This window comes from Paenibacillus sp. T2-29, assembly GCF_052921365.1.
Genome location: NZ_JBREVE010000006.1, coordinates 312,922 through 328,581, shown reverse-complemented (window position 1 = coordinate 328,581; position 15,660 = coordinate 312,922). Strand labels below are relative to the sequence as shown.

At 47.3% G+C, this 15,660-nt stretch carries 13 protein-coding genes; all 13 read right to left on the bottom strand.

Annotated features, from left to right (window positions below; all coding sequences use genetic code 11):
* Window positions 1-28 precede the first annotated feature (28 nt).
* The 13 genes from ACU1JV_RS18675 to yihA all read right to left on the bottom strand — a co-directional run bounded on the left by ACU1JV_RS18675 (window position 29) and on the right by yihA (window position 15,660).
* Window positions 29-2,695, bottom strand: coding sequence for a valine--tRNA ligase (locus ACU1JV_RS18675; protein WP_058830517.1), 2,667 nt, complete (start codon window positions 2,693-2,695; stop codon window positions 29-31).
* A 434-nt stretch (window positions 2,696-3,129) separates the two neighbouring features.
* On the bottom strand, window positions 3,130-4,461 hold the full coding sequence (locus tag ACU1JV_RS18670; RefSeq protein WP_413986872.1) for a LysM peptidoglycan-binding domain-containing protein: 1,332 nt from the start codon (window positions 4,459-4,461) through the stop codon (window positions 3,130-3,132).
* A 125-nt stretch (window positions 4,462-4,586) separates the two neighbouring features.
* On the bottom strand, window positions 4,587-5,498 hold the full coding sequence (locus ACU1JV_RS18665) for an RluA family pseudouridine synthase (RefSeq protein ID WP_025678453.1): 912 nt from the start codon (window positions 5,496-5,498) through the stop codon (window positions 4,587-4,589).
* Window positions 5,495-6,799 carry a glutamate-1-semialdehyde 2,1-aminomutase gene (hemL, locus tag ACU1JV_RS18660; protein WP_413986873.1) on the bottom strand — a complete coding sequence of 435 codons (1,305 nt, stop codon included), beginning with the start codon at window positions 6,797-6,799 and terminating at the stop codon, window positions 5,495-5,497. The genes ACU1JV_RS18665 and hemL overlap by 4 nt, the downstream gene beginning before the upstream one ends.
* Before the next feature lie 31 nt (window positions 6,800-6,830).
* Window positions 6,831-7,829, bottom strand: a complete 999-nt coding sequence (hemB, locus tag ACU1JV_RS18655; RefSeq protein WP_013372683.1) for a porphobilinogen synthase — start codon at window positions 7,827-7,829, stop codon at window positions 6,831-6,833.
* A 48-nt stretch (window positions 7,830-7,877) separates the two neighbouring features.
* Window positions 7,878-9,434 carry a uroporphyrinogen-III C-methyltransferase gene (gene cobA, locus ACU1JV_RS18650; protein WP_025678459.1) on the bottom strand — a complete coding sequence of 519 codons (1,557 nt, stop codon included), beginning with the start codon at window positions 9,432-9,434 and terminating at the stop codon, window positions 7,878-7,880.
* A 4-nt stretch (window positions 9,435-9,438) separates the two neighbouring features.
* Complete coding sequence (gene hemC, locus ACU1JV_RS18645; RefSeq protein WP_413986874.1) at window positions 9,439-10,365, bottom strand: hydroxymethylbilane synthase; 927 nt, start codon at window positions 10,363-10,365, stop codon at window positions 9,439-9,441.
* 1 nt (window position 10,366) lies between these two features.
* Window positions 10,367-11,014: a precorrin-2 dehydrogenase/sirohydrochlorin ferrochelatase family protein gene (locus ACU1JV_RS18640; protein WP_025678462.1), complete on the bottom strand. Its 648-nt coding sequence runs from the start codon at window positions 11,012-11,014 to the stop codon at window positions 10,367-10,369.
* Window positions 11,015-11,022: 8 nt separating this feature from the next.
* The gene (ccsA, locus tag ACU1JV_RS18635) at window positions 11,023-11,850 is read right to left on the bottom strand and encodes a cytochrome c biogenesis protein CcsA (protein ID WP_058830511.1); all 828 of its coding nucleotides are present in this window, start codon (window positions 11,848-11,850) and stop codon (window positions 11,023-11,025) included.
* 16 nt (window positions 11,851-11,866) lie between these two features.
* Window positions 11,867-13,261, bottom strand: a complete 1,395-nt coding sequence (hemA, locus tag ACU1JV_RS18630) for a glutamyl-tRNA reductase (protein ID WP_413986875.1) — start codon at window positions 13,259-13,261, stop codon at window positions 11,867-11,869.
* Between the two features lie 249 nt (window positions 13,262-13,510).
* Window positions 13,511-13,909 carry an adenosylmethionine decarboxylase gene (gene speD / locus ACU1JV_RS18625; protein WP_025678464.1) on the bottom strand — a complete coding sequence of 133 codons (399 nt, stop codon included), beginning with the start codon at window positions 13,907-13,909 and terminating at the stop codon, window positions 13,511-13,513.
* Window positions 13,910-14,174: 265 nt separating this feature from the next.
* Window positions 14,175-14,762, bottom strand: coding sequence for a hypothetical protein (locus ACU1JV_RS18620; protein ID WP_013372690.1), 588 nt, complete (start codon window positions 14,760-14,762; stop codon window positions 14,175-14,177).
* Window positions 14,763-15,048: 286 nt separating this feature from the next.
* Window positions 15,049-15,660 carry a ribosome biogenesis GTP-binding protein YihA/YsxC gene (gene yihA, locus ACU1JV_RS18615; protein ID WP_013372691.1) on the bottom strand — a complete coding sequence of 204 codons (612 nt, stop codon included), beginning with the start codon at window positions 15,658-15,660 and terminating at the stop codon, window positions 15,049-15,051.

Here is a 15,660-nt window from a genome sequence, read left to right as displayed (position 1 = left end):
CCTTCAGGTCATTTTATTGTGAGTGAAATTATCCCTTGAGTTCTTCAATACGTGCGATAACTTTAGCGCGCTTATCTGAGTAATCGGCTTGCTTGGCCTTCTCTTCCTCGATGACTTTGGCTGGTGCCTTTGCCACGAAGCCTTGGTTGGAGAGCTTTTTCTCCACGCGCTCCACTTCACTGTTCAAATGCTGAAGTTCTTTTTCGAGTCTGCTAATTTCCTGGGCAATATCTAGCAGTCCGGCTAACGGCAGGTATAGCTCTGCGCCGCTAACAATAGATGTCATGGCTTTATCTGGAGCGGTGAACTCTAATCCCGCGTCGAATTCAGACGTATTACAGAATCGACGTACATACTCCCCATTGCGGTTAATGATATCAAGAACGGCTTGATCGCCGGGTTTTATGAGCAATTCAATTTTTTTACTCATCGGCACGTTGACTTCAGCGCGAATATTGCGCACAGCACGAATCACGTCGATCAGCAAATTCATTTCAGCGACCGCACCCTTATCCTCGAAAGCAGGATCGTAAGCAGGCCAAGCAGCTAGTGTGATCGTTTCTCCCTCATGCGGAAGATGCTGCCATATTTCCTCGGAGATAAAAGGCATGAACGGATGAATCATGCGCAGTGTCCGATCCAAAACATAGGCAAGGACGGATTGTGTTTTCTTTTTCGCCTCTGCATTATCGCCATATAGGGAAAGCTTCGCAAACTCAATGTACCAGTCGCACAAATCATCCCAAATAAAGTTGTACAGAAGGCGGCCTGTCTCGCCAAATTCATAAGCATCTATTAGACGCGTGATGTCGCGTGAAGTTTCGTTTAGACGGTGCAGAATCCAACGATCAACGGTGCTCAAGTCACCGGTAATGTCTATATCTGCCGCAGTGACGCCTTCCAGATTCATCAGCGCAAAACGTGATGCATTCCAGATTTTATTGGCAAAGTTACGCGCCTGCTCCACACGTTCCCAGCGGAAACGAAGGTCTTGTCCAGGCGTGCTGCTGGTGGAGATCATATAACGCATAGCATCGGTACCATATTGTTCGATCACGTCGAGCGGATCAACACCATTGCCCAGGGATTTGGACATTTTTCTTCCGTCCGCGTCACGAACCAGACCGTGCATAAGTACGTCCTTGAACGGAATCTCTTCCGTAAATTCCAGCGCGGTAAAAATCATACGCGATACCCAGAAATAAATAATGTCGTAGCCTGTAACTAGAACATTAGTCGGATAATAGCGTTTGAGATCCTCTGTCTGCTCAGGCCAACCCAGGGTCGAAAACGGCCACAAAGCAGAGCTGAACCAAGTATCGAGTACATCCTCATCCTGTTTGAGCTTTCTACCGGCATATTCAGGCAAAGTGGTAGGGTCCTCCGCCGATACAATCACTTCTCCGGTTTCTTCATCATACCAAGCCGGAATACGGTGTCCCCACCATAATTGACGGGAAATACACCAATCTCGCACATTTTCAATCCAATGCAGATAAGTACGCTCAAAGCGATCCGGCACAAAGTTTACACCGTTGCCAGCCTTCTGTGCTTCAATCGCCTTAGCTGCCAGAGGCTTCATTTCCACGAACCATTGCGTGGACAGATAAGGTTCTACAACTACACCTGAACGCTCACTATGGCCTACTTGGTGTACATGCTCTTCAATACGAATTAGTACACCCTGCTCTTTCAAATCAGCGACGATTTGCTTACGGCAATCGCTGCGATCCAGTCCCTGATATTTGCCTGCTTCAGCATTCATGGTTCCCGTCTCGTCCATCACCGTAATTTGTGGCAACTGGTGACGTTGTCCCATTTCAAAGTCATTCGGATCGTGAGCCGGTGTAATTTTAACAGCGCCGCTACCGAAATCTTTATCCACATAGTCATCCGCAATGACCGGAATTTCACGCCCGATGATTGGAAGCACAAGCGTTTTGCCGATCATTTGCTTGTAGCGTTCATCTTCCGGATGTACAGCTACAGCCGTATCGCCCAGCATCGTTTCAGGACGTGTGGTGGCTACAGTAATAAATCCGCTACCGTCTTTCAGTGGGTATTGCAGGTGATACAGATTTCCATTCACCTCTTTGTATTCCACCTCAATATCCGACAACGCAGTACGTGCAGCAGGGTCCCAGTTAATGATGCGTTTACCGCGATAAATCAGGCCCTTTTTGTACAGTTTAACGAATACTTCGCGTACCGCTTTGGACAGTCCCTCATCCAATGTAAAACGTTCACGGGAATAATCGAGAGAAAAGCCCATTTTTTCCCATTGGTTGTGGATATTGTCCAGATAAAGATCCTTCCACTCCCACACTTTTTCCAAAAACTTCTCACGGCCCAAATCATAGCGAGTCAGGCCTTCTTCCCGCAGCTTCTGCTCTACTTTTGTTTGAGTAGCAATACCTGCATGGTCTGCCCCTGGTAGCCACAAGGCATCATAACCCTGCATCCGCTTGGCGCGGATAATAATATCCTGCAAAGTAAAGTCAAGAGCATGTCCAATATGCAACATACCCGTAACATTGGGTGGTGGAATAACGATTGTAAAAGGCTCTGCCTCTGGATGTTGCCCGGCGCGGAAATAGCCCTTCTCCATCCACGTTTTGTACCATTTTTGTTCTGCTGATTTGGGATCATACGTTGTTGGCATTTCCAAGGTTGTCTTGTTGTCTTGTTCTGACATATCAGGATACCTCCATGATTTTTCAATTGGCAAATAAAAAAAGCCCTTCATCCTCAAAGGACGAAAGGCTGTTCTCTCGCGGTACCACCTTTGTTTCACCCTAGTGTATGTATCCACTGATCCATTACACATGGTGTGACACTTTATGCAGATAACGGTTGCGGACCGGCCTTATTCTACCGTGAACCTCTTACCTTCCGAAGGAATGAAATGAGGAACCGTTCAAACAGGCGACTCCCGGGTGACTTCGGCCAGTAGCTTCCTGCGGAACCTCACAGCGCTGCAATTCCACTCTCTGAAGGGCTTGCTGCCTACTCTTCCCGATCTCAGTCTTTCAATAACTATACCACATCATACATTTCCCATTGACTATAGTCAACACCCATTTCTCATTGACTATAGTCAGCACTTCGTCGCATGTTTCAGCAACCGAATCAAGGGATGTACAATACTTGCCCTTCTTCTACATGATGCTCTGCCAATCTGTTATACAATTGTAGCTCCCGTGTGCTGAGTTGATAACGGTCTGCTATCGTTTCCAGTGTATCCTCGCGCTGTACAATGCATAACCTTACCTTGCGGAAAGGCGTTTCATCCTGTGTATGGAAAAAAAGATTTTTCCACTTGGCATCCTCACGCTCTTCGTCGACTTTCTGATCCTGACCTTGCGGTTCATGTTCCAGTTGCTGCTGGTGTTCCGCTTCTTTTACCGAACGGCTGGATTGAAGCAATGATGAGTAGACAACCGGGTCCGGCTCGTCTGCTCCTTCATCCTTTTTACTGTTAAAAGCCACGCGCATCTCTGGCTTTTCCTCAGTAAAGGTATCATGAACTTCATGGTTTACCTGTTCTGACGCCTCAGGCCTGAAGTCAAAGTCATTCCCCTGACTTGCTTCCAACTGCGGCTCCAAATAAATCTCCGACTCTGTGTCAGAATGCGGCTCCGACAGCAAAGAGTCGTATGCTACATTGGGAGATGTAGAAGATACTTTAGGCTCATCTCCTACCGTCCCTACTGCCTCTTGCTGAATTCCCCACACTTCCGGTGACTCCTGCTCATGCTTCACTTCGGAAGAACTGTCTTCAATTGCTTTTCCCGTCCATGGCTCATAATATCGATTCGGATCTACTATCGGGTCATAAGTCTGCTGCTCCAATGATGACTTCTGTTCAAGTTGATCCTCTGACAACTGTTCCCAGTAAGCTGACTCCTGTTGCGCTGCTACTGTGTATGAAGTTTCCGAGTCTGTATAGTTGTTGAATGCCGAGTCTTGGGTAGAATAGGTCTCTTCGTGACGATGCTCTCCATCGCCAGAAAGAGATGAAGCTGGATGCTCAGGCGCATGCACTACAGTAAACTCCTCATCCAGCCAAACCGCTGTCTCCTCTGCATGAGAGCTTTCCACCCCATGCAAAGAAAGAACCCCTGTAATGTTTAGACTGCGTAAAGAGAGCAGGTCCACATCAAAATTTTCAATCTCCACGGAGATATCTTCCAATTTTCCTACCCGATTTAGCGGAATGGTAATTTCCACAGGGATCAAATGATGAAGCTCGCTCGTGATCTGTTCAGGTGTGCGGTACACGCCCTCCAGCAGCAAATGCCCTCGCAAAGCGGCATGGTCGCCGTGGGTTACAACCTGAATGCGTGGCAGAAGCTCAATTTCCTCCAACTCGGCAATCCCGGCAGCTTCCTCCGTCAAATGAATGCGTTCATAAATATCAAAACGCAAGCCTTGCGGCTGATCATTCTGTTGTTTATTCAAGGATGGCATCCTCCTTTGGGCAGCCTCCGCACATCCTCTGACTCGTGTCAGGCGCACGGAAACTCCATATTGCAAACCGTTTCTAGGTTCAAGTATATGCGCCAAAATAGAAGGCATGCCATCTTTTATAGCTGTTTGTGCAGCTTTTGAAAATCATCCGGCCAAGCATCCTCCACGGTTATCGTTTCGCCGCTCAGCGGATGACAGAAGGTAAGGCGCTCTCCGTGAAGGGCCTGCCTACCAAAATCAACAGCACGACCGCCGTATAAAACGTCCCCAAGCAAAGGATAACCAGCATGACTAAGATGTACGCGTATCTGGTGCGTCCGGCCTGTCTCCAGCGTCAGATACACGAGACTGACCGCACTCGGACCACTCCCCCATACTTCACCAACTTCCACATGGGTAACCGCCTTCTGCCCGGTTGGGGATACACGGCGGCGCTGTTTATGATGCCTATCCTTGCCAATCGGCCAATCCAACGTCCGCAGCGATGGAGGTACTTTCCCTCGTACCAAAGCTACATAACGACGACCGATGTCCTTAGCTCGCATTTGTTCGTCCAGCTTGAGCAACGCAAATTCATTTTTGGCATATAGCACCGGGCCTGTCGTGTCCACATCCAGACGATGTACATGCCGTACTGCTGTATGAATGTCGTTAATTTCATAATAGGATGCGACAGCATGATCCAACGTCAGCGGACCATCCTTTACACCACCGTCTGGATGGACCGCCATACCCGCTGGTTTGTGTACGACCAAGCAAAAATCATCCTCGTATAGTATCTTCAAATCATACCAACGTGGGATGACGCCGAGGTCCACTACAGGAAAAAGGGCCAGCCGCAGCCGGTCCCCTGTAAGTTCAATCCCTTTTTCATGCCGTAGCCTGCGCCACAGCTTGTCTGGTAATCCCAGACGGTTCAACAACCAGCGGTCCACAGCTTCAGCGCGATTTTCATCAGTTGCAATTTCTCGCCCCGGTGTGACTTCCAGCCACGGTCCTCTTCTTTTCCAGGTGCCTTTCCAACTCATAGACGTTTGAGCGCGCGATAGTTCGCTTCAATGGTAGCATCAATTTCCTCAACTGTATGCACACCTGATACGAACATGCCCTCAAATTGAGATGGAGCTACACTAACGCCCTCGTTCACCATTTCAGTAAAGTAACGGCGGAAGTGGTCCTGATTACTCGTTTTAGCAGTGTCAAAATTGACAACCTTCTCGTCTGTGAAGAACGGACACACCATAGAACCTACACGGTTGATCGTGACAGGAATCCCCAGCTCTCGCGCGTTACGTTCGAATCCGGCCTGAAGTCGTGCTGCCCGCTCTTCCAAGCGATCATATACTTCTGGTGTCAGCAATTTAAGCGTCGAATAACCTGCTGCCATAGCCAGCGGATTTCCACTAAGCGTACCCGCTTGATAGATGGGGCCAGATGGTGCGATTTGCTCCAGAATGTCGCGACGGCCGCCATATGCACCTACAGGTAGGCCACCCCCAATCACTTTGCCCAGACACGTAAGATCCGGCGTCACACCAAAGCGCCCTTGAGCAGAATGAAGTCCTACTCGGAATCCAGTCATCACTTCATCAAAAATCAGCAGACTTCCGTACTGCTGGGTTACCTCACGCAAACCTTCCAAAAATCCAGATTGTGGCGGTACAACACCCATATTGCCGGCTACCGGCTCGACAATAATTGCAGCAATCTCTTCGCCAAATTTCTCAAAAGCCAGCTTCACCGACGCCAAATCATTATAAGGGACGGTGATTGTATGTGTGGCCACGACTTCAGGTACACCTGGACTATCGGGTAGACCTAGGGTCGCAACACCAGAGCCTGCTTTAATTAGCAAGCTGTCCGCATGACCGTGATAAGAGCCTTCAAATTTAAGGATTTTGCTACGCTTCGTAAATCCACGCGCGAGTCGGATCGCACTCATCGTCGCCTCGGTTCCCGAGTTGACCATGCGAACAATGTCCATAGAAGGAACACGCTCACATACGAGCTTCGCCATTTCCGTTTCCGCCAACGTTGGGGCTCCGAAGCTGGTTCCTTTTACAACAGCAGCCTGTAAAGCTTTAACCACTTCGGGATGCGCATGGCCCATAATAAGCGGTCCCCATGAACATACATAGTCTAGATAGGATTGACCGTCGATATCATATACACGCGATCCTTCTCCACGATCGATATATACCGGTGTTATACCTACGGATTTAAAAGCTCGAACCGGACTGTTCACGCCACCCGGAATATACTGTTTCGCCTCATCAAAAGCTGCTTTGGAACGCGTATCCTTGCGTACTGTTCGTTGTTCGTCGATCATTCTAATCACTCCTGTCTTCTAAAAAATACACTTATTGCTTCAACCATCTTGCCGCATCCTTGGCAGAATAGGTAATAATCATATCCGCACCGGCACGCTTCATGCTTGTCAGAATCTCCAGTACCATCGCTTTTTCATCAATCCAGCCTTGGAGGGCTGCCGCTTTGACCATTGCATATTCACCACTGACGTTGTAAGCCACCATAGGCAAATCAAATTGGTCCTTAATGGTGCGCATTACATCCAGATAAGAAAGAGAAGGCTTCACCATCAGCATGTCCGCACCCTCCATCACGTCAGACTCCGCTTCCCGCAACGCCTCACGTGCATTGGCAGGGTCCATCTGATAGGATTTGCGGTCACCGAACTGCGGTGCAGAATCAGCAGCTTCCCGAAAAGGACCATAAAAAGCAGACGCATATTTGACGGAATACGACATAATCGGAATATGTGAAAAACCTTCCAGATCTAGTCCTTGCCGAATCGCCTGTACAAAACCGTCCATCATATTAGAAGGAGCGATAATATCTGCACCGGCTCTCGCCTGAGAAACGGCTGTACGTACCAGCACCTCCAGAGATTCATCATTCAATACTTCACCGCATACCTCACCATCATGCTCATGCATGTGCACCATACCGCAGTGTCCATGGTCCGTAAACTCACACAAGCAAGTGTCTGCCACGACCAGCAGTTCGGGATAACGTGACTTGATCAAACGAGTAGCTTCCTGAACAATCCCGTTGTCCACAAAAGCTGAAGTCCCTACACTGTCTTTGGTTTCTGGTATGCCAAACAGGAGCACAGCAGGAATGCCAAGCTCACTAATTTCTTTCAGCTCTTCTTCCAGCCGATCCAAAGAAAAACGGTATACGCCTGGCATGGAGCTAATCTCCTGTTTCACTCCAGTACCAAATGTTACGTAGATCGGTTGGATAAAGTCAGCCGGATTCAATACCGTTTCACGCACCATGCTGCGAATGGCAGCCGACTGGCGCAAACGACGATGTCTAGTAAAAGGGACACTCATAGTTACAAACCTCCATTTTTTTATACATTCATTTGTAAAAATTTAAATTTATAATGTCATAACCGTACTTGATTGTTTCCAGTCACATAGCGATTGAATTAGACTTTCAATGGTCGCCTTCTCTGACATCAAACTGACAGTCAAGCCAGCTTGGGTTGCTGTCTCACCCGTCAAGGGGCCGATCACAGCGATCGTAACTCCCTCCAGCAGGGAGACTGGATCACTGATCCCCATTTGTCTGAGGGCTTCCAGGAAAAAGGTTACGGTTGAGGAACTGGTAAAAGTAATCGCATGAATGGCACGCTCCTCCAGCAACTTGAGCAGTTCATCATCCTGTGTGTTGGCCGCCAGCACCGTTTGATACAAATCAGCCTCGGTCACACGAAGTCCCATTTCCCTCAGCTGATCTGGCAGCCAGGAGCGAGCGAGATCACCTCTTGGAAGAAATACGTTTTGCCCTGCTTGCAAATCTTGCTCAAACGCTTCAAGTAAACCCTCTGCCTGAAAAGGACCTTCGATCTGTTCTGCTACAATTCCGTGCGCCCGAAGCGCGTCTGCTGTAGCTGGTCCGACCGCGGCAATACGTGCTTTGTATAGCGCACGTACATCCTTGCCCTGTTCCTTTAAGTGAGTGAAAAAGTACTCCACTCCGTTAACGCTGGTAAAAAACACCCAGTCATATTCAGGAAGCCGCGCAAACGCCTCTTTGATTTTCTGTTTTGCCTGCTCGTCCGAAGGGACGACGGTCTGGATAACTGGGAACTCATAAGGTTCGCCTCCAAGCTCCTCAATCCGGTGAACCAGACTACTGGCCTGCGCGCGTGCGCGAGTAACCAAAATTCGCTTCCCGAACAAAGGCATATCCTCTGCCCATTTTAACTGTTCACGCTGATTGACCACTTCTCCTACAACGATGACGGCGGGCGGTTGGAAATTCGCTGCCTTCACCTTGGCTTCAATATCCGCCAGCGTGCCCACTAGCGTATCTTGCTCGGCGCGGGTCCCCCAACGGATCAATGCAACTGGAGTATCGGACGGCTTACCGTGCTTTATCAGCTGATCACTGATATAGCCGATCTTCGCTACACCCATCATAAAGATCAGTGTCCCCGTTGCGTTCGTTACTTTATCCCAATGAATACTTTTATCGAGTTTATCCGGGCTTTCATGACCTGTAATAATAGACAGCGACGAAGCCATATCCCGATGTGTAACGGGAATGCCTGCATAGGCAGGCACGCTGATAGCTGATGTGATACCAGGTATGATTTCATAGGAAATGCCGTGTTTACGCAGCAGCCCGGCTTCCTCGCCAACTCGGCCAAAAATAGTGGGATCTCCCCCTTTGAGCCGGACGACTGTCTTTCCTTCCAAAGCTAAATCCACCAGCAGCTGATTAATTTCTTCTTGCTTCATGGTGTGACGATCTGGCAGCTTGCCGACATATATTTTTTGGGCCCCTGGCTTCATCAGCCCCAAGAGGCGAGGGCTTGCCAGTCTGTCATACACAATGACATCGCCCAGTTGAATGCACTCCCAACCCTTAACCGTAATTAATCTTGCATCTCCGGGTCCTGCACCTACTAAATATACCTTTCCCACCATTCCATTATCCCCTCACCTGCGCCAGAATCTGTTCCGCTCCTTTGGCTATCAAACTGGCCGCCACCGCTTCTCCCAGCTTCTGCGGATCATTTCCCTGGAGCGTTTCCTTCAAAATAACCTCGCCATCTGGCGAGCCTACCATCCCTGTGAGGCTGATTTCTTGACCAGCCCAGACTGCATGAGCGCCGATTGGCACTTGGCATCCCCCATTTAACACACCCAGAAAAGTTCGTTCTGCCTCAACCGTAGCCGAGGTATCCTGGTGGTTGTAGAGACGCAGCAATGCCAACAGCTCTTCATCGCTCGCACGGCATTCAATACCGAGCGCTCCCTGTCCCACTGCCGGCAAACATGCCTCCTCTGGTATATAGGACGTAATTCGGTCTTTCCAGCCCATCCGGTGCAAGCCTGCTGCTGCCAAAATGATGGCGTCAAAACCTTCCGTCTCCAGCTTTTTCAGACGGGAATCAATATTGCCACGTACTGGCTTCAATTGTAGATCAGGACGCATGGACTTGATTTGACTGGCTCTGCGCAAGCTGCTTGTGCCCACCTTGGCTCCTGGAGGCAAATCCTCCAGATTCTTGGCGCCCAATGTGATTAGGCAATCGCGTGGGTCCTCACGGCGCGGTACAGCGCCATTGACAAGACCCTCCGGCAAATCGGACGGCATATCCTTCATACTATGTACTGCCATATCAATTTCACCAGCCAGCATGGCCTGTTCAATCTCTTTGACAAAAAGCCCTTTGCCACCCACTTTGGACAAGGTTACATCCAATATCCGGTCACCCTTGGTCAGGATTTTTTTGATGACAAATTGCAAATCCAATCCATGCTCCGCGCACAGCGCATTCAAATCCTCAATGACATGCCCGGTCTGAGTTAACGCCAGAGCGCTCTGTCTGCTGCCTACCACAATTGTTCGCATGTTATTCCTCCTGATTTTGCGCAATCCATAGATCTATTTCTTTTTCGGTCCAAGCCATAAATTCATGACGTCGTATTTGTTCCAAAATTTCGCTACTCGCCAAGCGTCTTAATAGTTTGGTCCTTTGCTGTGGGGAACTTATCTTGCGTTTGATGATCTGTCGCATATCGTGCATGAAATCCAGATAAGGCTCATATTCGCTACCGAACAACGTATCCAAGGCTGATGTAATATCAGCGGTCACAGCGGGGCCTGCCCCTTCTGTGGAAATACTAATCGTCAGTCTCCCTCGTCGGATGATGCCCGGCGTTATAAAATCTCCCTCTTCCGAGCGATCCGCCACATTTACCAGTATACCCCTTTGTCTGGCCTCATGCGCAACCTTATTATTCACTTCTCTCTGGTTCGTAGCGGCATATACAAGAAAGGCTCCCTGGAGGTCACCCTCGCGATATACGCGATTTACCCAGTGGAGCTGCTTGTGATCGGCCAGGACCTGTAAATCCGGCGTTATATTCGGGCTAATGACGGTAATGGACGCCCCACTTTCCATCATCCCCTTAACCTTTCGTTCCGCAATCCTGCCGCCGCCTACAACACAACAGAGCTTATTGTTACAATTCAACGAAATTGGGACAAAATGCTGCAAGTGGCTTTTCACTCTCCCGTCCACTGATGAAATACAGACCAGGAATTCAGCAAAAAATTAAGAATTAGTAGCGTGTAGCCAACCAAAGACCACTTTGCCATGACAAGGCCTGAACGCTGGTTCAATCTTTTGCTCACTAAAAATACAATATACACGCATAAGGCAATCGCTGTCATTAGCACTTTGGTATCTAGTAAAAGACGCCAGCGTTCCTCGGCAATAATAGAAATGACAGCCACGACAATAGAAACTCCCAGCAGAGGAGTACCAATTAACAGCGCCATATGTGTATACCGATCCATCATTTCCAGACTCGGCAGGCGCTTGATCGTGTCATTCCATTTCTTGACTTTCAATTTACGATGCAAAAACAGATACAAGCCCGAAAATACAGCCGCTACCGTCATCGCGACAAAGCCAAGATTAGCCAGCGCAATATGAATCAGAAGCAGCCCATGTACGGTATGCCAATTTCCAAGCGGGTTGTCGATCGGCTCCATCCATATATTATTGAGTACAAGAACAGCAAAGCTAATGATATTAAGCAGCAATACCGCAAATTCCGATCGCTGATAACGTGACAGAATCAAAGAAATCAGTACCAGAATAAATGAAAACAGAAACAGAAAGTCGTAGGTCACGAAAATGGGAAGATGCCCTTCATTCCAGGTTCTCATACCCATAAAAACAAGCTGGAGCACTACAACGACAAGAAGAAGCCCTGTACCTGTCCGTTTAGCATTCGCATTGCGACGAATTCCATCCGAAAATACAAACAGAAGGCTCAGGGCAAAAACATAAATCATTGAATCATATATAAGCATGCCTGAGGCCATGTCTGTTCACCCACCTTTACAGGCTGGCCGGCGCAAACGACGCTGGCAAAGCCTGAGCCTGACCGGTTTTTCCATGAACACCAGCCTCCGGTTTTATCAATGCAGATGCATCGCTTTTATCTACTTTCTGAGCAGCGTCCTCCAAACGATCCTCCAGAGCAAAAATGTGGCTAAACATGTCTAACGCCTCATTTCCCTGCTTTTGGACAGCCAGTTCCTTAACCCGATTGATCGGATCATGCATCATCTGATTCAGCATACTTTTCGTCAAGCGGCTTATCACTTTACGTTGCCGTTCATCCAGCTCGGGAAGCTTGTTATACAAGCTTTCCAGCGTATCCTGATGTATAGACTCCGCTTTTTCCTGTAATGCACGAATCACCGGACGCACTCCCATCGTTTTCAACCATTGATAAAACTCGCTAAGCTCATCTTCGATCATATGCTCGATTTTTGCAGCTTCAGTACGACGCATTTCCAGGTTGCTCTCCACGATCCCTTCCAGATCATCAATATCATATAGGAAAACATTCTGCAATTCGCCAATAGCGGGGTCCAAATCGCGCGGAACCGCGATATCAATCATAAACAAAGGACGAGACTGACGGCGTTTCATACTGGCTTCGACACGGTTGCGATCCAGAATATACCCCTGAGCACCAGTCGAGCTAATCACAATATCCACATCCGCCAACCGATTCATGCCTTCCTCCATCGTAACTGGTGTTCCGTTAAACTTGGAGGCCAGATCCTCGGCGCGGGACAAAGTTCGATTTGCTACAATAACCTCGGCAGCTCCGCCGCTGTACAAATGCTTAACGGTAAGCTCACTCATTTTACCAGCACCGAGGATTAGTACCTTTTTATCCGTAAACATCCCGAAAATCCGTTTGCCCAGCTCAACGGCTGCATAGCTAACAGATACGGCACTTTCTCCAATAGACGTCTCCGAATGGGCACGCTTGCCCAATGTGACGGCCTGCTTAAACAGCATATTAAACCACGTTGCTGTAATTTTCTGAGATTGAGCCTGGAGAAAAGCATTCTTTACCTGACCCAAAATTTGTGTTTCTCCAATGACCATGGAATCCAGACCACAAGTCACACGGAACAAATGCCGAATTGCCTGCTCGTCTTCATATATATATAAATGTTGTGTAAACTGATCACGAGGAATACCAAACCATTGCTCCATAAAACTGCGTATAAAATAACCGCACATGTGAAGGCGGTCGACCACAACATATATTTCAGTCCGATTGCAGGTTGCGACAACTACGCCCTCCAACACACTTTTGGTAAGTTTGAGTTGCTCCAGCGCTTCTGGCAAATCCTGTTCTGCAAATGTAAACCGTTCTCTGACTTCCACAGGCGCCGTACGATAATTCAACCCAACAACGACGATGTGCATTGTAAAATTCACCTGCCTAAACTGTAATAAGAATACTCATTGTTATCATAAACTATGTTAATTATATCACAGAAGTCCGAATCCCCTTCGGCTGTTTTATGAATTGTTTATGAAAATTGGATAGCTTTCATAAACATCCAGCACGTTCTGTATGATTTAGTTTAGTTTGAACTACTTTTAAAACAAATAACCATGGAATTGTTCCATGGTTATAATATAGGACGCACAAAAGGCTCCATAAAAAAAGATTTATACCAACTCAGCTAACTTGCACTTCGGTGATTCCACCTGAAGTTCTCCCAAGCCGCGAATTAGCTTCTTCGCATATGTTTTTTTCGGTTTTAGAACGGATACCAGGTAATCAATAGCCAGCTGCGGATCAACAGTCTCACCGCAAGTATAACAATCAATAGCGGCAAACCCTCTCTCAGGATACGTATGAATAGAGAGATGACTCTCCGACAACAGTACAAGCACGGTAGCTCCCTGTGGTTCGAATTGCTTGGATTGAACGGACATCACCGTTGCTCCGCAAGCTTCAGCAGCTTCAACTAATTGAGCCTCCAGAAACTGCGCATCATTCAGTAATTCAAACTCAACACCCCAAGTATCTACGGCAACGTGTCTTCCGAAAGTTGAGTATTCCAATTCCATCTTTCGGTTCCCCCTTCCTAGGAATAAAATGTTTGAAAAAAATTTCATCCGCTAGGACCTACGTCATTCACTTCCCGAGGGATAACCTCTCGCAACATTCAATGTCCTGAGTGAATCCTGGTTCCTATATTCATTTTCAACGAGATTAAAAATAACATCTATGTGCAGCAAATGCAATCATTTTTTTGGAATAAAAAAGCCCCTTTCGGCAAAGAAAGGGACTACACTGTATAACAATTCATTCCATATATTCAGCCTTTTAAGCTTCCAGTGCAAATAATTTGGAGCAACTCATCCGAAGCTTATGGTCAATCTGTTCCAGCTCAGAGAAAGTACGCGCCAAATTCCGCTCGTCAAGTAACGAATTAATGAGGTTGTATATATCTGCTATTTCATTTTCGACGTTCTGATGTTGAAAAAGCTGCTGCAGTTCTTGCACTGTATTTCTATATTCAAACACCAGCCTAGAGCCTTCCGCATTCTTTTCCATAATTTTGCGGACCGCACCTTCATTATAAAAATACACCATAGTGAATCCTTGATACATGCGGTAAACAATACCTTCACCCTTAAAGCGAACAAATAGTTGGCGTATAAACAGAGTTAGCTGTGGATGAACTAAGCGGCAAGTTAATTCACAAACAAACGCTCCCTCTTTGGCTTCAAAAAATAAATGAACTTCCTCACCCGCAATATGCTCTAGAACGATTTCCTGTCTTCCGTTATCCAGAACTTTAATGCGGTAATGCACCTGGGGATCATCCACTGCCTGCAAAAATTCGTCCATTTGGGTTTCTGACAAGGTCAAAGTGGTTTTTACATACTCTGTGGCTAACCGCTGTGCCATACCAATCTCCTCAATTCTTTCCTGAACCTTTAGTGTAAGCTTTATACTTTATTATACATCAGACCTGTTGCGCTTTCTTGCGTATCAAATCATAAATATCCGCCATTCATCGAAGATAAACGGAAAATACCGGAATCGCAGCTGTATTATCCTCCATATGCTCACTTTTATGCTTAAATCCCACGATTTCCTTTGTTTATTATATATTATTCCTACCTTTTTAGTGAGTTTAATGTTTTGAATCCAACTTCATAAAAAAAAGGCGCCCTTAAGGACGCCCCTAACCTTACAATTCCGTCTGCTCTTCGTCGTCATTCTCGATATAACTGGAGATGACCGACCACAGCTCTTCCTTGCCCATGCCTTCTTCGGATGAAAAGGGGATAAACAAACCCCCGGGAAGTATTCCAAGTTCCTGCTTGATTACCTTATAGTGCTTTTCTCGACGTGTTTTAGGGATTTTATCTGCTTTTGTACCTACAACACAGACAGGAAGCCCGTTATGACGCAGCCAGTCGTACATCATGATATCATCCTTGGACGGTGGGTGGCGCAAATCTACCATTTGTAGCACCAGCTTGAGCGGCTCACGTTCCAGCAAATAAGACTCAATCATTTGTCCCCAAGCCTTACGTGACGTTTTGGATACCTTAGCATAACCGTAACCGGGAAAATCGACAAAATAAAGCTCATCATTAATCCGGTAATAATTGAGTTGCTGAGTTTTACCCGGCGTAGAACTGGTACGCGCCAAATTTTTACGGTTAATCATCCGATTAATCAGTGATGATTTTCCAACATTGGAGCGCCCCGCCAGAGCAATCTCTGGCAAAGCGTCCACAGGAAACTGATCCGGACCAACCGCACTTATTATAAATTCTGCTTTTGTTACTTTCAT

Coding starts and splice junctions, on each gene's coding strand:
- ACU1JV_RS18675 (WP_058830517.1), bottom strand. CDS start 2,695: ATGTCAGAACAAGACAACAAGACAACCTTGGAAATGCCAACAACGTAT.
- ACU1JV_RS18665 (WP_025678453.1), bottom strand. CDS start 5,498: ATGAGTTGGAAAGGCACCTGGAAAAGAAGAGGACCGTGGCTGGAAGTC.
- hemL (WP_413986873.1), bottom strand. CDS start 6,799: ATGATCGACGAACAACGAACAGTACGCAAGGATACGCGTTCCAAAGCA.
- hemB (WP_013372683.1), bottom strand. CDS start 7,829: ATGAGTGTCCCTTTTACTAGACATCGTCGTTTGCGCCAGTCGGCTGCC.
- cobA (WP_025678459.1), bottom strand. CDS start 9,434: ATGGTGGGAAAGGTATATTTAGTAGGTGCAGGACCCGGAGATGCAAGA.
- hemC (WP_413986874.1), bottom strand. CDS start 10,365: ATGCGAACAATTGTGGTAGGCAGCAGACAGAGCGCTCTGGCGTTAACT.
- ccsA (WP_058830511.1), bottom strand. CDS start 11,850: ATGGCCTCAGGCATGCTTATATATGATTCAATGATTTATGTTTTTGCC.
- hemA (WP_413986875.1), bottom strand. CDS start 13,261: ATGCACATCGTCGTTGTTGGGTTGAATTATCGTACGGCGCCTGTGGAA.
- ACU1JV_RS18620 (WP_013372690.1), bottom strand. CDS start 14,762: ATGGCACAGCGGTTAGCCACAGAGTATGTAAAAACCACTTTGACCTTG.
- yihA (WP_013372691.1), bottom strand. CDS start 15,660: ATGAAAGTAACAAAAGCAGAATTTATAATAAGTGCGGTTGGTCCGGAT.